This is a genomic window from Asaia bogorensis (assembly GCF_900465345.1).
In the GTDB taxonomy this organism is placed as follows: Bacteria; Pseudomonadota; Alphaproteobacteria; order Acetobacterales; family Acetobacteraceae; genus Asaia; species Asaia bogorensis_A.
Genome location: NZ_UEGO01000001.1, coordinates 113,611 through 131,289 on the forward strand (window position 1 = coordinate 113,611; position 17,679 = coordinate 131,289).

Here is a 17,679-nt window from a genome sequence, read left to right on the forward strand (position 1 = left end):
CGCAGCGCCTTCTGATGGGGCCGGGCCCCATCAATGTGCATCCGCGCGTGCTGCGGGCCATGGGGGCGGACATGCTCGGCCAGTTCGATCCCGAGATGACCGATTACATGAACCAGACGATGGCGCTTTATCGTCAGGTGTTCATGACCGAAAACCGCTGGACGTTCCTGATCGATGGCTCAGCTCGCGCCGGTATCGAGGCCGCCCTGACCTCACTGATCGAGCCGGGCGCCAAGGTTCTGCTCATCCGCTCCGGGCGTTTTGGCATGTTGCTGGGCGAGATTGCCGAGCGCCTTGGTGCCGAGATTGCCACGATCGATCTGGAATGGGGTCAGGTAGCCACGCTCGATCAGATCGAGGCCGCTTTGGCCGAGCATCGTCCCGCCGTGTTTGCCGCCATTCATGGCGACACCTCCACCACCACGGCGCAGCCGCTTGAAGGTGTCGGTGCACTCTGCCGCCGCTATGGTGCTCTTTCCTATGTCGATGCCACGGCGACACTCGGCGGTATGCCGGTCCGCACCGATGAATGGCAGATCGACGTGGTCTCGGCCGGACTGCAGAAATGCATGGGCGGGCCGCCGGGGAGCGCGCCCATCACGATCTCTGACCGGGCTGCCGAGTTCATTTTCTCACGCCGCAAGGTCGAGAGCGGTATTCGTCGTGATGACATCAGCGATGGCACACGACCGTTCATCCGTTCGAACTATTTCGACCTCGCCATGGTCATGGATTACTGGTCCGAAAAGCGCCTGAACCACCATACCGAAGCCACGTCGATGCTTTACGCCGCACGCGAATGTGCCCGTCTGGTGCTTGAGGAGGGGCTGGAGAACCGCTTCGCCCGTCATGTGGCCGCTGGCAAGGCGATGTCTGAAGGGCTGCGTGGTCTTGGCCTGGCGCTCTACGGTCAGGATGCATATCGCATGAGCAATGTCACCGGGGTCTATATCCCTGAAGGCATTGATGGTGAGCGTGTGCGGGCCCGTATGCGCGACGAATACCAGATCGAGATCGGCACCGCATTTGGTCCGCTGGTGGGCAAGATCTGGCGTCTGGGCGCGATGGGCTACAATGCCGAGCAGCACAAGGTGCGTCTGACTCTGGCCGCCCTCAAGGCCGTTCTGGAGAGCGAGGCCTGACCACTCTCGCAGGCCAAGTGAGACCCGAGCCATTCGATCAGGGCTCGGCCGACCCGGCCCGGTTGATCGTGGCCGGACTAATCCAGACCGGGGCCATTCAGTCGGCTGTGAATCCGGGCGATTACTTTGCGGGTAATCGCCAGTTCCTCGGCATCGATCCCTTCGGTGACGGTCTGCTCGATGGCCCGCGAGAAGCGCAGGACTTCATCGAGGCGCCTGGCACCTTCCGGGGTGATCCGCACGTAAAAGGCCCGTCGGTCTGCCTCATCGGGCTCACGGGTTATGAAGCCCTTTTCCTCTAGCGTGCGGAGGATGCGCACCATGGAGGATTTGTCGAGCAGAAGGGCTTCGGCAATTTCCTTGGGGTGCATGGGCCGACCATATCGCTGCAATTCCAGCAGGGGCTGCCATGTCGCATCGGTCAGATCATGAGGGCGTAGCCTGACATCGAGGATCTGCCGCCAGCGCCGGGCAATCAGCCCCATCATGCGTCCCAGAGTCAGGCTCTCTTCCACTGTGCTCACCGGGGCGCTGCCGTATTCATGTCGTCGGGCATGTTATTTGCCAGATCAAGCTGCCCGGTTGCATGGGCCAGCGCTGCCGCCTTGGTAAACGCCTGAGCAACACTCACGGCAAGCGATGCCTGCGCCTCGAACAGGGCCGCAGCTGCTGTAGACGCATCCGTCATGGTGCCAACCCCATGCGCATAGGCCTGACTGGCGCCTTCATTGGCCGTGCGGGCGGCATCGTTCAGAACACGGGCGGATTTTACCTGGGCAAGTGCCGTTTCAAGCGCATCCTGACTGTCGGCCACCTGCCGCTCGACGCTCAGACGATCCTTGAGAAGGGTCGCCTCGGCTGCATCATGCTGCGACTGCGCCATGTGGATGGCATTGGCACGCAAGCCCCCCTGATAGATTGGCCAGCTGACCTGAAGAAAAGCCCCGGCTTCAGGCTGTGCAATGGCCGAGGCCGGCGCCGAACGACCCGTGCCATAGGTCTTGAGCGCCCCCAGATAGCCCGACATTGTTCCGGCAAAGGCAACACGCGGCAAAAGCGCGGCCTTGGATTCCGCAATGGCTTCGTCGGACGCGCGCAATCTGGCAATATCGGCCAGAAGATCGGGCCGCGACGCCAGAGCCTGATCCACAAGCTGCCTGATCTGACCCGGAGAACTCTGGGGCAGGGCCTGTACAGGCATCGGTTCTATCTCGAGCGGCAGGGTGGCAGGCAGGCCGGTCACCTCCAACAGGGCATGATGGGCGCCATGCTCGGCATCGACCGCCTTGTCCAGATCGAAACGTGCCTGAGCTAGATTACGCTGCGCCGTAGCCACATCGACGATCGTTGCTTCGCCATGCTCATGACGCGACTGCGCAGCACGCAGCAAAAGCGCCATATTATCCACGGCATGATGAGAGGCCGCGACAATGGCCTGCGCCGCCTGCTGGCTGTGATACGCACTGATCACATCCAGAATGAGTTGCTGATGAACCGCCGAAAACCCGAAATTGGCGGCAAGCGTCTGGAATTTCGCTTCATTGATTCTGGCCCGCGTGCGGCCAAAATCGAGAAGCAGATAATCGAGCTCAAGCTTGGGAAATGCCGCTGCGCCATTCGATGTCAGATAACCGCGGCTCGACAGATAATTGGGCAGGGGGAGTGCCATGCGCTGGAAACCGCCCATGGCCGAGAAAGTAAGCTGGGGCAGCATGGCGGCACGCGACATACCGACACCGATGGCCGCCTGCCGCGCGCTCTCCCACGCAATGCGCGTGCGCGGGTTGTTGCGCTCAGCCAGATCGATCAGCTGCGGCAGCGACAACACATGATCCTGTCCCTCCGGCAAGGCATGCTGCGCATGGCCGGCGCCGGATGATGCCCCTCCGACACCCTTGCCTGTTGGCCAGTCGGGAGAAGGATTGCGTATGTCGGGCGGCAGGGTGAGACCCGTCGCCCCGTGGGGATGCCAGGCGTGATCAGCACTCTGCGGCGCCAGATCGCGCGTGTCATTGCATCCGGCCAACATCGCACCGAGCATCAGAAGAGGAAGACCGCGCAACAGGAGGGTGCGGTGTAAGACGAGGTTTGGGGTCATCGGAAAAATCCGTGCTGCATGGCGGGCATCAGGCCTGTTCTGTCATGGCGCCCTGTCCGGGCCGTGCTTCAGCGTCAGGGTCATAGCGCTGGATAATCAGTCTCAGTCCCTCATCGAGCAGACCGAACCACACCATGCGCTGGGGGTCATGAGGCAACAGGGGCAGGGGTGGCAGACGCATCTGAAGGGCAAGACCATCGCGGCCGTCTTCCAGCCATTGCGCCAGTTCGCTGAACCATCCCACAAGCTGGTCGACCTGCGCCTGTGCAGTGTCGTCAGGCGCGCGCCTCACATCCGAGATGACGGCCACGGGAATGGCAAGAAGCTGGATGTCACGCACAAGCGGCAGGGTGATATCAGGAATGAAGGCGTTGCCCTTCAGACGCTCTTCCTCGAAGGGCGCATTGCGCAGGGCCATACGCGTTGCAGCAATGGCGCGACCGAATTTCTCGCGTTCCATTTCCTGCCCGATATCGACAGCCTGTTCAGGATGCTTGCGCCGCACGGCAATGAGCCCGCCAAGCTGGCGCACCGCTCCGACCAGATGGCTGCGCGCCACATTGGTCGCACTCACAGGCCATAGCGCCGCAGCCATCAGATACACGACGACATTGCCGATCAGGATACCCACAACACGGTTGCGCGCCGTCTCCATGTCCAGCGTCGGGCCATAGCCCTGCAGGATAGTCATGAAATAGGCCATCGCAATCTGCACACCGGCATAGGAGATGCGCTCGCTGCCGCTCTTGATCCAGCCTGCAAAGGCAGCCACCGGGATCACCACCAGAATGAGATCGAGAACATCGGTGAGGGATGGCATGAGGGTAAGGATAGTGCCAATGCCGCATACCGCCCCGATCATGGCGCCCGTGACACGCAGGAGCATCTTGTGAACGGAGTCACCCACTGTGCCGAGGGAGACAAGAAAGCACGTCACGACGCAGGTCTGGATACCCGGCCAGGAGGTAAAACGCGTGATGGCGTAACAGATGACCACCGAAAGTGCGATCCGTATGGCCGCCTGCGGATAGGCCGGGTTCGTAAAGGCATCCGGCTTGAAAAAGCTGCGAGCCGCCGCCTTGATTTCGGGCGCAAACTGCGCGGCCACCGTCTCGGGGCGGACAAGCAGGCCATGAATGATGGTGACTGAACGAATGAATTCATAAGCCAGCGGGTAGAGCTTTGGGTCATCGCTGAATTCATCGGCAAGGCGTTGGAGCGCAGCCTCGTCAAAATCGATCACGGCCACGTTGTCGCGCCCCTGTCGATAGACAGCGCCGCACTGGGCCACGATCAGCCCCATACGGTGCAGGAAGGCCGTGCCCCGCCCGGTTGTATCGAGCCTGCTCCAGGCCAGCAGGATCATGACAAGACGGGCCGTGTTGCGGATCATCGCAATCCCGACATGGCGGCTTGTGATTTCAGGATGGAGCTTGACGCTCAGGTCATGAAACTGGCGCAGCGAGGCCACGCCCTGATCGGCCAGTGAGGCAATCTGCCTCATCTGGGCCGTGTCAGGTCTTGCCCCGGTTTCGCACCCCTGAGCCACAGCTCGAAAGCGCTGTTCAAGCCCGGCCCGCAGCATGGTCAGCGGATCATACCCGGCGAGACGATTGACCACCGCAATGATCGACAGCGCGATGACAAACACCACGCCGACCCATAGCAGGGTATGCAACATGGCTTCTTCGGGTGGCATGAAAGCCGCATCGGGCACGGCACTATCGGTCGTGTTACCGATGAACCCGTCCAGCGAATAGCCGACATTCTGCAGCATATCCGCGCTCATGGTCATGTAGACGATCCAGAAGAGCAGGATATTGGCCAGAGACCCCATGGTCATGGCCTGTGACAGAAACCCTGCTGCAAGAGTCAGCAGAAGCATCAGGGGCAGACGTAGTCCGGGCTCGGACAGGCTGAGCATCAGGAAAAGGATCGTCAGCCCTGTGCCTGCCACAATCACCGCCCCGCCCATCAGCGCCGTGCTGGTATTGGAGGCGGCGTCATTGCCTGACAGGAAGAAGCAGATGAAGACCAGAACCGGCAGATCGGGGATGCGGAATGTCTCGCCAATCAGGATCGTGACAATCACCTGAAACACGAGCAGGGCCGTATTGCGTGCCCGACCGGGAGATGGGGTCATTTCCTTTTTGAGGAAGGCAAAGGTCGAGGGCGTTTCCTCGCGCCAAATCCTTCGCCTTGGCAACACCACCTCCTGCCCGGCGGTGTTCATCGCATCACGACCACAACCAGCGTGCCACCAATGCGCATCAGGTCAGTCGGCGGATTATCAAGCCGGATACGAACCGGAAAACGCTGTGCGATGCGCACCCAGTTCAGGGTGCGCGGCACCTTGGGCAGGCCATTGGCGCTCATCCCCTCATCGGGCACCACACCTGCATTGAGACTCTCGAGTGTCCCACTGATAGGTGTGCCAGGCTGCGCCATGGCATACACCGTCACCTTTTGGCCCGGCGCCAGCCCGGCAAGCTGCGTTTCGCGGAAATTCGCGATGGCCCACCATTTCTCATTATCGACCAGCGTAAAGACTGGCTTGCCTGTCGTGGCGTATTCACCAGCGGCCACATTCAGGTCTGTCACGATGCCATCACAGGGTGCCCTTACCGTGGTCAGACGCAGGTCACGCTCTGCCTCACGCAGGGCCGCCTGGGCTGCTGCCAGATCGGCCCGCAGGGGCGCCACGCTGCGCACGGCCTGGCGGGCGGCCAGCGCGGATTGCAGGGCAGATTGCAGGCTTGCCTCGGCACTGCGTGTTTCAGCCCGTGCCTGATCCAGCGCCTCACGGGTCACGAAACCCTGCTTCTCCAGAGGGGACAGACGGGCTTGTGTGGCCTGGGCAAGGGTCAGCCGCGCACGCGCACTGGTTACCGAACTGGCCTCGGCACCGGCATGGGATATCTGGGAACTGACCTGACTGGTCTGCACATCAATCTGGGCCTGCAGACCATCGACCTGCGCCTGTGCCTGCTGCACCCGGTAGGTATAAGGCTCAGGATCAATCACATACAGGATGTCGCCACGCCTGACCTTCTGGTTGTCATGAACGGGCAGGGACACGATGCGTCCGCTCACTTCAGGGGCAAGGTGGACGATATTAGCCGCGATATAGGCATCTTCAGTGCGGGGCCGGCTGTGCAGGCGATCCAGCACCAGAAAGCCCAGAATCACACAGGCCGCCAGCGACAGGATAAGGAGCGAGATACCGCCGATGCGGGATGGAAGAGAGCGCATGGACACCGCCTAGTGACCGAAAAACACAAGCCAGACCATGAAGGTAATGGCGACCATGAAAGCGAGATAGGTCAGCATCGGGGCAGGCACAGCCTGCTGCAGACTGACGCCCCCGATGACTGCGCGCAGCAGAGCGGCTGCTACGGCACCGATCGTGGCACACAGCATCCATGACGGGAAAAACGATCCCAGCACATCCTGCAACGGTGCCCGTGTACAGCCCGCAAGGCCAAGCGCCATGAAAAACGGGAGTGACCGCCACAGGGCCGAACCTGGTCGGCTGGGATATGGGGTGAGGCGCATGGTTGGCTCGTCGATCCTGATAATGAGACCTGAACCATGACACAGATATGGTTTACATATCAACCATATTGATAACACGAAGATCTCATGCCGTTCGGTCGCATGAGAAAGCACGCGCGTCTGCATTCTTGCCTAGCGCAGCATCGTAAGTCGAATTTTGAGGAAGATGATGGTGGAGCCAATCGGAATCGAACCGACGACCTCCTGAATGCCATTCAGGCGCTCTCCCAACTGAGCTATGGCCCCGCCGTATCAGAACCGGCCCCTTGGGTCAGGCCAGTGGCGCGGGTATAGCGGGGGGTTCTGCCTCTGGCAACCCCCCCAGACACTATTTTTTCGCGATACCGAAATCGCGCAGTACAGCCAGCAAGGGCAGGAGGGGCAAACCAAGAATGGCATCGTGATCACCCCTGATCGTACTGAAAAGCTGTACACCCGGCCCCTCTAGCCGGTACGCACCCACGCAGGACAGAAGTACATCTCCCTCAGCCTCCATATAGGCCTCCAGAAAGCCATTGCTGAAATCGCGCATGGTGAGTTCGGGTGTCGCCAGATGCTCCCAGAGCTTCTCTCCACCTTTGTACAGCACGACAGCCGTCTGGAGCCGATGCGTACGCCCACGCAGGGTGATAAGCTGTTCCCTGACCGCCTGCCTGTTTTCCGGCTTGTCGAAACCGACGCCATCGCACTCCAGAATCTGGTCTGCCGCGATCACGAAATCGGCGCTCATAAAATGCGGATTCGTTGAAAACCCTAGAGCCTTGGCATTTGCGAGCGCCAGTGCGATGGCGTTCTGACCCGCGTTTTCCGCCCGCATCCTGTCACGCAGTACAGACTCATCCAGCGCCACCGGACAGGACACCACATCGAGACCGGCACCACGCAGCAAACCAAGCCGGGCCGTTGATCCACTGGCCAGTACCAGCCTTGGCGTTCCGGGATTCGCACGCTTCGACTCCATCTCGAGTCTCCTTTGAAATCAGGGGTGAATGAGTACCGTCAGTACTGGGGTACATGGGGATTGTACGAACCTGGGAGAGAGGGCGTACCGAGTACCGTGGATTGTACTTCCTTCGGCAGAACCGGTGGGTTGTACACAGGCCTTCTGTGGGTATTTCGGGATAACCTGCGCAAATGCCTCAAACCAAAGGGTTTATCGTTTGTACACAGTGTTGGTAAGTCGGGGTACGTTTTTGGAAAGTTGGGTACCCCGTCATCCACAGGGATCAACCTATCCGACAGGATATCTATCTTTTTTCTTTTATGGTTATTGGTCGGTATGGATAGCGAAAATTCACCCCAGTCAGCGCCTGCAAAACCGCTCCTGCGTGTCCTCCACGGTGAGGCCGTGTGGCCGCCTCCGGTATGGCTCATGCGTCAGGCCGGACGCTATCTGCCCGAATTCCGCGCCGAGCGTGCCAAGGCAGACTTCCTGACGCGCTGTACCACCCCGGACATCGCAGCCGAACTGACCCTTCAGCCAATCCGGCGCTTTGCCATGGATGGCGCCATCCTGTTTTCCGATATCCTCGTCCTGCCCTGGGCCATGGGTCAGGATCTCAAATTCATCGAAGGGCGCGGCCCCGTTATGGAGCCGATCCGCAACAGGGCTGCGCTTGAGGCCCTGTCTCCTGCCCGCGTAGCCGAAACCGTGGCGCCAATCCAGGAAACATTGCGGATTCTGGCTCGCGAACTGCCTCAGTCCACCACGCTTCTGGGCTTTGCTGGCAGCCCCTTCACCGTATCCTGCTACATGGTCGATGGCGGCAGCTCGCGGGAGTTCGGTGTCACCCGTGCCATGGCGTTACAGGACCCGGAGCTCTATGGCGATCTCATCGCCCTGCTGACTAGGACAACGACCGACATGCTGATCGGCCAGATCGATGCCGGTGCCGAGGCTGTCATGCTGTTCGACAGCTGGGCCGGTCTGCTGCCTCCTTCCCAGTTCCGCCAGCATGTGATCGCCCCGACACGCGCCATCGTTCAGGGCATCCGCGCTGCCCGATCCGGTGTGAAGATCATCGGGTTTCCCCGTCTCGCCGGGTTGATGGCCCTCGAATATGCCCGTGAGACCGGTGTCGATGCGCTGGCCTGTGACACGTCGGTCGATCTGGCGCAGATGGCGACGCTCTGCCCTGACACGCTGGCCCTTCAGGGGAATCTCGATCCGATCATTCTGCGCAATGGCGGACAAGGTCTGATTGACGAGGCACGCACCATCCGCGATGCCCTCAAGGGGCGGCCGCATGTGTTCAATCTTGGTCACGGTGTCATGCCCGATACCCCACCCGAGCATGTCGGCGCACTGGTCGATGCCGTGCGCGATATTGGCTGACGCTCATCATGTCCGATACGCGCCCTTCAGCCCTTTGTGCCTCCGGTCAGCTTCGTCTCGTGATCTTTGATTGTGATGGCGTGCTGATCGACAGTGAGGGGCCTTCCTGCCGTCTGGTGGCCAGTGCTGCCCGCGATCACGGCATTGCCCTGAGCGATGATGAGGCCCTGCACCGCTTTGCAGGCAAGGCACTGGGCCAGGTCAAGCGCGAACTTGAAGCCGAGACCGGCCTCGATCTGGGTGATGACTACGTCGCCATCATGCAGAACCGACTGGTCGATCTGATGCGCGATGAAGCGGCGCCGATCGAGGGCGCTGCTGCCATGCTGTCAGCCGTGCAGGCGCTCGGTCTGCCTTTTCGCGTCGGCTCGAATTCCTCATGGCCCGAGATGGAGGTCAAATTCGCCCGTGTCGGATTTGAGCCCTTCTTTCCGAAAGAGAGGGTCCATTCGGCTCGTGACATGATGCGGCCCAAGCCAGACCCCTATGTGTTCCTTCATGCCGCCGAACAGGAAGGCGTTGCACCCTCTGCCTGCGTGGTGATCGAGGATTCCGATACCGGTGTGCAGGCGGCACATGATGCCGGTATGGCCTGCATCCTGCTGCGTGCCGAAGGGCCATCGCCCGCACTCGACTGGCCAGGGTTACGCCGTATCGCCCATCTCGATGAACTTGCCCCCATGCTGGCCAGCCTTATGGAAGAGCAAAACTAATGAGCGCCCTTCTTCCCTGGTTTCCCTGGCTCAAGGTGCTGCACATCCTCGCCTTCACCTCATGGATGGCGGGCAATTTCTATCTACCGCGGCTTTTCGTCTATCATTCACAGGTTCAGCCCGGCACGCCTGAAAGCGACCGTTTTCAGATCATGGAGCGTCGTCTGCTCCGCGCCATCATGACACCGGCCATGATCGCCACCCTGATCTCTGGCAGTCTTCTCGCCTCGCTTCCAGGTGTGATCGACTGGTCCGCCCCATGGTGGTGGATCAAGCTGGTCACGGTTCTGCTGCTTTGCGGTTTCCACGGCTTCTGTGCCCGGTGGCGCCGCGAGTTTTCCCATGACCTGCGGCTTCATCCCGAGCGCTACTACCGTATTGCCAATGAGGTGCCGACACTGCTGATGATCGTTATCGTCATCATGATCGTGGCGCGGCCTTTCTCGGGATAACGGGTAAAGCCCTGCACTCGCGGAGGGGACAGCTCCGTTAAGTCCATCAGGGTCCATAAGGACGACTTTCCCTTGGCGGGGTATAGAGCCGCCCGCCGCGTATCTTACGCCTTGGAAAATCGCCGATAGGTAAAATCACCATCATGTCCGGCCCTTGAGGCTTCCATGACCAAAGCATGACGGTCGGAGCGGGCACAGACAGGGTCGGTGGCTGCCGCATCGCCTGTCAGGGCGAGGGCCTGACAACGGCAACCGCCCCAGTCGACTTCCTTCAGGCTGCAACCACGGCAGGGTTCGGGCATCCAGTCCGTGCCGCGAAACAGGTTGAACAGGGGGGAGTCCTGCCAGATCGCGCCCAGAGAGTCGGTTGTGACACTGGGAAAGGTGATATTCGGAATGGTCTCGGCGGCATGGCAGGGCAGCACCTTGCCGGAGGGGGTGATGTTGACGAAGCGCTGGCCCCACCCCCCCATACAGGGCTTGGGTTGGTCAGCGTGATAATCCGGGGTGACATAATCGATGGCGAGGCTGTTGCCGAAGCGGGCACGGGCTTTCACCACCGCTTCCGTCGAGGCTTCGAGCTGCGCGGCCGATGGCATGAGCAGATCGCGGTTCTTCAGGCCCCAGCCATAATACTGGGTATGAGCAATCTCCACGCGTCCGGCACCGAGCTCATGGGCAAGATTGAGCATGTCAGGCACACGCGCTACATTCTCGCGATGCACGACGAAATTGAGCGTGAGGGGAATACCGCGTGACTTGATCAGGCGGGCGGCTTCGAGCTTCTTGGCCTGCGCACCACGTAGGCCGCCGATACGCTCTGCGCCCGCTTCCTCGACATCCTGAAAGGAGAGCTGGACATGATCGAGGCCAGCCTCATCAAGGGCGGAGAGGGTCGCCTCGTTGATGAGCACGCCTGAGGTAATGAGATTGGTATAGAGATTGAGCGCACTGGCGTGACGCACCAGTTCGGGCAGATCATGCCGCGCCATGGGTTCACCGCCTGAGAAGTGAACCTGCAACACCCCGAGTGCCGCAGCTTCGTCCAGCACGCGCAGCCAGCCGGCCGTGGTCATTTCAGACGCACGTCGCTCCAGATCGATTGGATTGGAGCAATAGGGGCAGGCGAGCGGGCAACGATGGGTCAGCTCGGCCAGCAGGCTCATGGGAGGCGGGGTAAAGCTCATGACGCGGGAGTTTGCCCGTTCCGAGGGCTTTGTTCGACCAGAACTTTCTGATCCATCAGCGAAGCAAGCAGAACCTGCACATCGGCTGCGATGATTTCGCGGGGGGCATGATAGGTTGCAGCGAGGTCTTCGATGATGGCGCTCAAGGGGCGGGCGCCATCGACGAGGCGCAGGATGGCAGCGGCAATGGGATCAGCAATAAAGGCCTTTTCAGGAGCCTGAACGAGCCAGACATCGCGCACGCGGTCATGCTGAAGGCGATGACCGCGGGTAAATTTCAGAATGCTGTCTTCCGAAACGCTCACGCGCTGAAAGCCTCCGGGGTATGGGCACCGGCAAAGGCGCCGGGGGCGGGATGGCCTTCCATATACACATGCTGCAGCGCATCGAGCATGGTCCAGAGCACGTTGCATTTGAAGATCAGCGCGTCGATGACCTCTTTCTGCTGCTCGGCAGTGCGGGCGTGTTCCTTCACATAGGCCAGCGCAAAATCGGAATCACGTGGCGCCTGGGTGAGGCGTGGGGCGAAATAGGCCAGTGTCTCTTCCGAAATGAAATCGTAGTGGCGCAGCATGCCGGAGACGCGCTCACTGATGATGGTGGGCGAGAAAAGTTCGGTAAGCGATGACGCGATGGCCGCCAGAACGGAGCGGTCGCGCACGTAATGCACATAGGCTTCCACGGCAAAGCCGGTCGCGGGCAGCATGCCTTGCAGGCTCTCGACATAGTCACGCGACAGACCAAGCCCGTCTGTCAGTTTCAGCCAGCGCGCAATGCCGCCCGTGCCGGGTTCGTTGCCGTCATGATCCTCAAGGCGGCGTCGCCATTCGCGGCGCAGCTCGGCTGTAGGAAGGCGGGCGAGCAGGGTGGCGTCCTTCACCGGAATGGACGCCTGATAATAGTAGCGGTTGAGGGCCCAGGCCTGAACCTGTGTGCGGTTCAGCTTGCCGTCATGCAGGGCACGATGGAAGGCATGACGGTTGTGATAGCGCTCGGCACCGATTTCACGCAGGCGGGCTTCGAGGGCATCGGGGGACAGAACCGTCATGATCTTTCTCCAAGGGTCAGGCGTAGGCCATCTTCACCGATGATCCAGCCTGCTTCTTCCGCCATCCGGCGTTCCGGCGAGTCCGGTACGAGGACGGGGTTCGAGTTGTTGATGTGAATGAAGACGCGATGGGAGGGCGCATCATGCAAGGTCTCGATGATGCCTTCCGGGCCGGACATCGAGATATGCCCCATGCGCAGACCGGTTTTCGGGCTGAGCCCGGCACGGATCATCTCGTCATCACGCCAGAGTGTTCCTTCCATGAACAGCGCATCGGCAGCGCGAATGCGTGTGCGTATGGATGGGGTGAGATCGGCACAGGCTGGCAGGAAGACCATTGTGTGCTTTCCGTCGGTAATTTCGAGTCCGATCGTCTCGCCCTTCTGGCTTGGCAGATGCTCGGCATAGAGCGGTGCTTTGCCAGGCACATCAAAGGCGGTGAGCGTCAGACCTGAGGCTGTGCCGTCCTTGTTGGGCAGGGTGAGGGGTGTTTCGTCATCGAGCGGCAGGCGCGGCACGATCTCGCGGTTTACGGCCTCGAAAATCGGATTGGCATCCAGCTGGGCCAGCGTGGCGGACGTGCCATAGAGCCGGAAGGGCTCGCGCTCGCGCAAAGTCAGCAGCCCGGTGATGGAATCGATTTCGCCATTGGTCAGAATAACGCCCTGTATCGGCGTGGAACGCAGCGCGTCCTGCGCATGCAGTTCCGGCGTTGCCAGGATCTGGGCTCTGAGATCAGGCGAGGCATTGAGCAGAAACCAGTGCTTGCCATCGCCGCTGACGGCGAGGGAGGCCTGGCTGCGTGAGGGAATTCTGCCCTCTCTTGCGGCACGGCAGGCCGGGGCGTTCGAATTCCATTGCGGAAACCCACCACCGGCGCCGCTGCCAAGAACGATGATATCGAGCATGGTCAGGATCGGTCTGTTCGTGATCGGCTGGCAGAGGGCGGTTCAGCCCGGCCAGAAACGACAACAGCCGCACATGGGGTGCGGCTGTTGGAGGTAAACGGTCCTGCGAAGAACTTACTTCTTCTGGCCGCAGACATAGGAGTTGATTTCGGCGCCGAGCGGAATTTCGGTAACCTTCGGGGTGTTCCAGGCCATGACGATATCCTTCAATGAAACAATGTGCTGTATCAGCCTAAAGATAGAACCCGAAAATGGGTTGCAAGCCAACGTGATTCAACCCAATAAAATGTAACGTGCATCACGTTGATGGCAACGTTTGTGGTCCCGGGCGGTTGATCGACGTTCATGACAGCGCCTTTTCTCGCGCAGCAACCCGTCTTTCAGGAAAGAAACGCCCGCCATGTCAGGCCCGTCGCTGACTTCGGACATGCCCCAGCCTGAAACCGGGTCCGAGGGGGGCGTGCCACGCCTCGCCCAAACCGGCGCAGGGGCAAAAGTCATGCCCGATGCCCCGTCAGATACCGATAATTCCGAAGTGCGGAATGACGTGCATCAGGCCGGGATGATCCGCAAGGCCATGATGCGTCACAGCCTCGGCCTGCGTGATGTCGGCATTCTCATCCTGTCTCTTCTGGCGGTGTTCTACACTCTCTATTTTGCCGCCGATATCGTGCTGCCGTTCGTCTTTGCGATGGTCGTCAATCTGCTGATGATCGGGCCGATGCGCTTTCTGCATGGGCGGCTGCGTATCCCGAAGCCCATCTCGGCGCTGTTGCTGATCATCGCCATGTTCCTGCTGGTCGTCTGCATTGGCACCGCCATTTCGGTGCCGGCTGCGGCGTGGTTGACCAAAGTGCCGCAGAGCCTTCCTGCGCTTCAGCAGAAACTCGCCTTTCTTCAGGGGCCGATTGACTCGGTCCAGCGCGGCTACCTGCGAGTGATCGCCCTGATGTCCAGTGGCGGGCATCATCATGTGACCGCTGCCTCGGCGGCGGCGTCATCGGCCTCGAATGGCGCTGAGACGCTGCGCGTCTGGGGGTCCTCCTTCCTGATCGGGACGCGGGCATTCATGGGTGAGTTCTTCACCATGCTGCTGATGCTGTTCTTCCTGATGACGGAAGGCGACAGCCTGCTGCGTCGTATCGTGGAGATCATGCCGACCTACTCCGACAAGAGACGGCTGGTGCAGATCACGACGCAGATTGAGCGCAATGTCTCGCTCTATCTTGCCACCATTACTATCATGAACATTCTCGTTGGGCTGCTGAACCTGCTGCAATGCTGGCTGACCGGTATGCCCAATCCGCTGCTCTGGGGTGTTCTGGCCTTCCTGCTGAATTACGTACCGATCATCGGGCCGCTGACTGGCGTGGTCGTCTATTTCTGCGTGGCGCTGATCAGTTTTCCGTCTTTCCTGATGTCGCTCCTGCCACCCGCCATCTATCTGTGCATCCATATCCTCGAAGGTGAGACGATCACCCCGATGCTTCTGGCCAAGCGCTTCACGCTCAACCCGGTGCTGGTCATGGCTTCCCTTCTGTTCTGGGACTGGATGTGGGGGATTGGCGGAGCGTTCCTGTCCGTGCCCATGCTCGCCGTGTTCAAGATCTTCTGCGACCATATCGAGGGGCTTTCACCCATCGGGCACGTGCTGGGCGGACCTGTAAGACCACGATCGCTCCGTACGCTCGGTCCTGAGGTCAAGCCCGAGGCTACACCCTGACAGGGATGGTTTGGCGTGCTACCCGGTGGGAGCAGATCGGGCAGAAATGAGATCGTCACAATCTTGATCACTGTTGTGACTGGCATACGAGCAATCGGGGGGCATACGAGTCTGGTTTCATGAACCAGATGCATAAAGCCATGTCCGGAACGGGCACTAATGGGCGGCACACGGGCTTTGTATTATCTGATCGGAACCACCCTCTGCATTTGCAGGGTGGGGGCAGGGTTCCTGAAATCAGGGAGAGCGCATGAAGGATGTTACCGTCGTTGTCGGGGCTGGGTCGATTGGTCAGGCGATTGCACGCCGTATAAGCAGTGGACGTCACGTCGTGCTCGCTGATCTGCACCTGGAAAATGCAGAGAAGGCGGCCCGTATTCTCGAACTGGCAGGATTCGAGACAAGTGTGATCACTGTCGATGTCTCGGAAAGGCGGTCTGTCCGGGCCCTTGTCGAGGCGGCCGGTAAGATCGGCCCGCTCATGTCTCTCGTTCAAGCAGCCGGTGTATCGCCATCACAGGCGCCAGTAGAGACCATCCTCAAGGTTGACCTCTACGGAACAGCCATGCTGCTCGAAGAGTTCGGGCAGGCTGTCGCAAAAGGGGGATCGGGGATCGTGATCTCATCCCAGTCGGGCCATCGAATGCCGGCTCTCAGTGCCGAGCAGGACAGACAGCTGGCCACAACGCCTGCTGATAGGCTCCTCGCCCTTCCCTTTGTGCGGGAGATTACGGACACGCTTCTTGCCTATCAGATGTCCAAGCGCTGCAACTCATTGCGGGTCAGGGGAGAAGCGCCACGTTGGGGAACACGCGGCGCACGCATCAATGCAATCAGTCCCGGGATCATCATCACGCCGCTTGCCTATGACGAGTTGCATGGTGAGCGGGCAGCGTTTTATCGCCAGATGCTTGCCGATGCCCCGGCAGGCCGCGCAGGAACACCCGATGAGGTGGCCGCACTCGCCGCCCTGATTACCGGTGCTGAAGGTGGCTATATAACGGGAAGTGATTTCCTCATCGACGGTGGTGCAACCGCCCAGTTTTTCTACGGCACGCCATAGCGCTGCCGGGCAGGTAATCGGACGGGCAGGGCGCCCCGAGGGGATGCCTGATGCGGTGTCCGACGCCGCCCGCTTTCGCTCGAATTCAGTACGAAATTCCCCTGGTCCGGCGTATGACATGAAATTATCATGCGCCTTCAACCGACCTGTCCTATTAGAACATCGTTCTGAGGCTGGAGACCGCTTGGCGAAGCATGGTTGAACGGCTATCAACCGCGACAAACTATTTCAAAACATCCTGAGCCGAGGTTCTGATGCGCTCCCATGACGGCCTTGCCTGACCATGCAGGCACCTTTCCTACGCCGCCTTGGTCTGGCAGCGCTCATCGCCATTGTCCTTCTCGGGATCGTTATCACGATCATCCATGAACATGGGGCATCCCATTCCGATCGGCCGAGAGCCCAGCTCGCCCGTGAGAACGGTATGGTTATCGTAACCGATGACTCCCCGCTCATGAAGCGTTTGCATGTCGAGCCTGTCATAACGAGCAGGCTGGCCCATGGGTTGCGTGTGCCCGGCATGATTCAGGCGCAGCCGACACGCAGCATCAATATCCTGACGCCGGTTACGGGCCATGTAACGGCAACCAGCCTTCAGCCCGGTCAGATCGTGCATAAGGGTGATGTTCTGGCCGTTTTGGCCTCGGGCGATCTCGATCAGGCCTATGCCGATCTGCTCAAGGCGCGGGCGCAGGAGACCTATCAGGCGCAGGTGGTCAAACGCGCCCAAGAGGTTCTCTCCATCGGGGGCAATGCCCGCAAGGATCTGGATTCTGCCAGCAACGATCTGGCTCAGGCCCGCGCCGAGCGTCAGCGTGCCGAGCGTCGTCTTGAATCCCTCAACAGCCGCACCGACCAGGATGGCGAGGGTCTGGTGAGACTGGTGGCACCGATAGACGGGCTGGTGGCCAGCACTACGCTGGCACCGGGTGTAAATATCACAGATGCCACAGCCGTTCAGGCGGTTCTGCTCGATATCTCCCAGGTGCAGATCGACGCTGAAATTCCCGAGGAGTCCGCAGGTATGGTGTCCGTTGGCCAGCCGATGAATGCTGCCATCAGCGCCCTGCCCGGCCGGCATTGCATAGCCCCCGTTCAGTCGATCGACCCTGCCCTGCACAGCGATACGCGCCGGGTCATTGCGCATATCCTGTGTGACAATCCTGATGGAGCCCTGCGCCCCAACATGTTTGCCGATGTCGAGATTGCGGTTCAGCAGCCGGACATGGTGATCATCCCCAAGACCGCCCTTCTGATGAACAACGACCGCCTTACGGTCTTCGTGCAGGATGGTGCTCCCATGCATTTCCGCCGTCGCGCCGTAACGGTCAGCTATGATGAGGGGGAGAGCGTTCGCGTTCTCTCGGGCTTGCAGGGTGGTGAGCATATCGTCACGCGCGGCGCCATTCTTCTCAACGATAACGACTGATTTGTCAGCGCCGCAGATGAGAGCTT

At 60.4% G+C, this 17,679-nt stretch carries 18 protein-coding genes and 1 tRNA gene; 7 read left to right on the forward strand and 12 right to left on the reverse strand.

The window, feature by feature from the left end:
• Positions 1 to 14 precede the first annotated feature (14 nt).
• Positions 15 to 1,142 (forward strand): pyridoxal-phosphate-dependent aminotransferase family protein, encoded by a 1,128-nt coding sequence (locus ED655_RS00560; protein WP_122048680.1) that lies wholly within the window; start codon positions 15 to 17, stop codon positions 1,140 to 1,142.
• Positions 1,143 to 1,219: 77 nt separating this feature from the next.
• Here ED655_RS00560 and ED655_RS00565 read toward each other — a convergent pair whose 3' ends face one another.
• From ED655_RS00565 to ED655_RS00595, 7 genes are all read right to left on the reverse strand, one after another.
• Positions 1,220 to 1,666, reverse strand: coding sequence for a MarR family winged helix-turn-helix transcriptional regulator (locus tag ED655_RS00565; RefSeq protein WP_031240455.1), 447 nt, complete (start codon positions 1,664 to 1,666; stop codon positions 1,220 to 1,222).
• The gene (locus ED655_RS00570; protein ID WP_122048588.1) at positions 1,663 to 3,240 is read right to left on the reverse strand and encodes a TolC family protein; all 1,578 of its coding nucleotides are present in this window, start codon (positions 3,238 to 3,240) and stop codon (positions 1,663 to 1,665) included. The genes ED655_RS00565 and ED655_RS00570 overlap by 4 nt, the downstream gene beginning before the upstream one ends.
• Positions 3,241 to 3,268: 28 nt before the next feature.
• On the reverse strand, positions 3,269 to 5,383 hold the full coding sequence (locus tag ED655_RS00575; RefSeq protein WP_162993328.1) for an FUSC family protein: 2,115 nt from the start codon (positions 5,381 to 5,383) through the stop codon (positions 3,269 to 3,271).
• Positions 5,384 to 5,469: 86 nt separating this feature from the next.
• The gene (locus tag ED655_RS00580) at positions 5,470 to 6,492 is read right to left on the reverse strand and encodes an efflux RND transporter periplasmic adaptor subunit (RefSeq protein WP_162993329.1); all 1,023 of its coding nucleotides are present in this window, start codon (positions 6,490 to 6,492) and stop codon (positions 5,470 to 5,472) included.
• A 9-nt stretch (positions 6,493 to 6,501) separates the two neighbouring features.
• On the reverse strand, positions 6,502 to 6,795 hold the full coding sequence (locus ED655_RS00585; RefSeq protein ID WP_122048681.1) for a YtcA family lipoprotein: 294 nt from the start codon (positions 6,793 to 6,795) through the stop codon (positions 6,502 to 6,504).
• A 170-nt stretch (positions 6,796 to 6,965) separates the two neighbouring features.
• Positions 6,966 to 7,041, reverse strand: a tRNA-Ala gene (locus ED655_RS00590).
• Between the two features lie 82 nt (positions 7,042 to 7,123).
• A complete protein-coding gene (locus ED655_RS00595; RefSeq protein ID WP_122048591.1) occupies positions 7,124 to 7,756 on the reverse strand; it encodes a Maf family protein in 633 nt (210 codons plus the stop codon).
• Between the two features lie 318 nt (positions 7,757 to 8,074).
• On the opposite strand from ED655_RS00595, the gene hemE reads away from it, so the two are divergent.
• The 3 genes from hemE to hemJ are packed head-to-tail and all read left to right on the forward strand — an operon-like array spanning position 8,075 to position 10,295.
• Positions 8,075 to 9,130 (forward strand): uroporphyrinogen decarboxylase, encoded by a 1,056-nt coding sequence (hemE, locus tag ED655_RS00600; RefSeq protein WP_122048682.1) that lies wholly within the window; start codon positions 8,075 to 8,077, stop codon positions 9,128 to 9,130.
• A gap of 8 nt (positions 9,131 to 9,138) precedes the next feature.
• Complete coding sequence (locus tag ED655_RS00605; RefSeq protein ID WP_122048592.1) at positions 9,139 to 9,843, forward strand: HAD family hydrolase; 705 nt, start codon at positions 9,139 to 9,141, stop codon at positions 9,841 to 9,843.
• Entirely contained in the window at positions 9,843 to 10,295 is a 453-nt protein-coding gene (gene hemJ, locus ED655_RS00610) for a protoporphyrinogen oxidase HemJ (protein WP_122048593.1), read from the forward strand. The genes ED655_RS00605 and hemJ overlap by 1 nt, the downstream gene beginning before the upstream one ends.
• Before the next feature lie 104 nt (positions 10,296 to 10,399).
• Here the strand turns inward: hemJ and pqqE are convergent, their stop codons facing one another.
• From pqqE to pqqA, 5 genes are all read right to left on the reverse strand, one after another.
• Entirely contained in the window at positions 10,400 to 11,482 is a 1,083-nt protein-coding gene (pqqE, locus tag ED655_RS00615) for a pyrroloquinoline quinone biosynthesis protein PqqE (RefSeq protein ID WP_122048594.1), read from the reverse strand.
• Positions 11,479 to 11,787: a pyrroloquinoline quinone biosynthesis peptide chaperone PqqD gene (pqqD, locus tag ED655_RS00620; RefSeq protein WP_240993427.1), complete on the reverse strand. Its 309-nt coding sequence runs from the start codon at positions 11,785 to 11,787 to the stop codon at positions 11,479 to 11,481. The genes pqqE and pqqD overlap by 4 nt, the downstream gene beginning before the upstream one ends.
• Positions 11,784 to 12,530, reverse strand: a complete 747-nt coding sequence (pqqC, locus tag ED655_RS00625) for a pyrroloquinoline-quinone synthase PqqC (RefSeq protein WP_122038379.1) — start codon at positions 12,528 to 12,530, stop codon at positions 11,784 to 11,786. The genes pqqD and pqqC overlap by 4 nt, the downstream gene beginning before the upstream one ends.
• Positions 12,527 to 13,438, reverse strand: a complete 912-nt coding sequence (pqqB, locus tag ED655_RS00630; RefSeq protein WP_122048596.1) for a pyrroloquinoline quinone biosynthesis protein PqqB — start codon at positions 13,436 to 13,438, stop codon at positions 12,527 to 12,529. Before pqqB ends, pqqC begins: the two co-directional genes overlap by 4 nt.
• Before the next feature lie 114 nt (positions 13,439 to 13,552).
• Positions 13,553 to 13,633: a pyrroloquinoline quinone precursor peptide PqqA gene (pqqA, locus tag ED655_RS00635; RefSeq protein ID WP_023978294.1), complete on the reverse strand. Its 81-nt coding sequence runs from the start codon at positions 13,631 to 13,633 to the stop codon at positions 13,553 to 13,555.
• 367 nt (positions 13,634 to 14,000) lie between these two features.
• Here pqqA and ED655_RS00640 point away from each other — a divergent pair, with 367 nt between their 5' ends.
• The 3 genes from ED655_RS00640 to ED655_RS00650 all read left to right on the forward strand — a co-directional run bounded on the left by ED655_RS00640 (position 14,001) and on the right by ED655_RS00650 (position 17,653).
• Positions 14,001 to 15,161, forward strand: coding sequence for an AI-2E family transporter (locus tag ED655_RS00640; RefSeq protein ID WP_235075438.1), 1,161 nt, complete (start codon positions 14,001 to 14,003; stop codon positions 15,159 to 15,161).
• Between the two features lie 250 nt (positions 15,162 to 15,411).
• A complete protein-coding gene (locus tag ED655_RS00645; RefSeq protein ID WP_122048597.1) occupies positions 15,412 to 16,224 on the forward strand; it encodes an SDR family oxidoreductase in 813 nt (270 codons plus the stop codon).
• Between the two features lie 283 nt (positions 16,225 to 16,507).
• Positions 16,508 to 17,653: an efflux RND transporter periplasmic adaptor subunit gene (locus ED655_RS00650; RefSeq protein WP_122048598.1), complete on the forward strand. Its 1,146-nt coding sequence runs from the start codon at positions 16,508 to 16,510 to the stop codon at positions 17,651 to 17,653.
• Positions 17,654 to 17,679: the final 26 nt, after the last annotated feature.

Bases quoted from the DNA above. Each gene is read 5' to 3' on its own strand.
- ED655_RS00640 (WP_235075438.1), top strand. From the start codon at position 14,001: ATGATCCGCAAGGCCATGATGCGTCACAGCCTCGGCCTGCGTGATGTC.
- ED655_RS00560 (WP_122048680.1), top strand. From the start codon at position 15: ATGGGGCCGGGCCCCATCAATGTGCATCCGCGCGTGCTGCGGGCCATG.
- pqqE (WP_122048594.1), bottom strand. From the start codon at position 11,482: ATGAGCTTTACCCCGCCTCCCATGAGCCTGCTGGCCGAGCTGACCCAT.
- pqqB (WP_122048596.1), bottom strand. From the start codon at position 13,438: ATGCTCGATATCATCGTTCTTGGCAGCGGCGCCGGTGGTGGGTTTCCG.
- pqqA (WP_023978294.1), bottom strand. From the start codon at position 13,633: ATGGCCTGGAACACCCCGAAGGTTACCGAAATTCCGCTCGGCGCCGAA.
- ED655_RS00570 (WP_122048588.1), bottom strand. From the start codon at position 3,240: ATGACCCCAAACCTCGTCTTACACCGCACCCTCCTGTTGCGCGGTCTT.
- ED655_RS00605 (WP_122048592.1), top strand. From the start codon at position 9,139: ATGTCCGATACGCGCCCTTCAGCCCTTTGTGCCTCCGGTCAGCTTCGT.
- hemE (WP_122048682.1), top strand. From the start codon at position 8,075: ATGGATAGCGAAAATTCACCCCAGTCAGCGCCTGCAAAACCGCTCCTG.
- ED655_RS00650 (WP_122048598.1), top strand. From the start codon at position 16,508: ATGCAGGCACCTTTCCTACGCCGCCTTGGTCTGGCAGCGCTCATCGCC.
- ED655_RS00595 (WP_122048591.1), bottom strand. From the start codon at position 7,756: ATGGAGTCGAAGCGTGCGAATCCCGGAACGCCAAGGCTGGTACTGGCC.
- hemJ (WP_122048593.1), top strand. From the start codon at position 9,843: ATGAGCGCCCTTCTTCCCTGGTTTCCCTGGCTCAAGGTGCTGCACATC.
- ED655_RS00580 (WP_162993329.1), bottom strand. From the start codon at position 6,492: ATGCGCTCTCTTCCATCCCGCATCGGCGGTATCTCGCTCCTTATCCTG.
- ED655_RS00645 (WP_122048597.1), top strand. From the start codon at position 15,412: ATGAAGGATGTTACCGTCGTTGTCGGGGCTGGGTCGATTGGTCAGGCG.
- ED655_RS00575 (WP_162993328.1), bottom strand. From the start codon at position 5,383: ATGACCCCATCTCCCGGTCGGGCACGCAATACGGCCCTGCTCGTGTTT.
- ED655_RS00585 (WP_122048681.1), bottom strand. From the start codon at position 6,795: ATGCGCCTCACCCCATATCCCAGCCGACCAGGTTCGGCCCTGTGGCGG.
- pqqC (WP_122038379.1), bottom strand. From the start codon at position 12,530: ATGACGGTTCTGTCCCCCGATGCCCTCGAAGCCCGCCTGCGTGAAATC.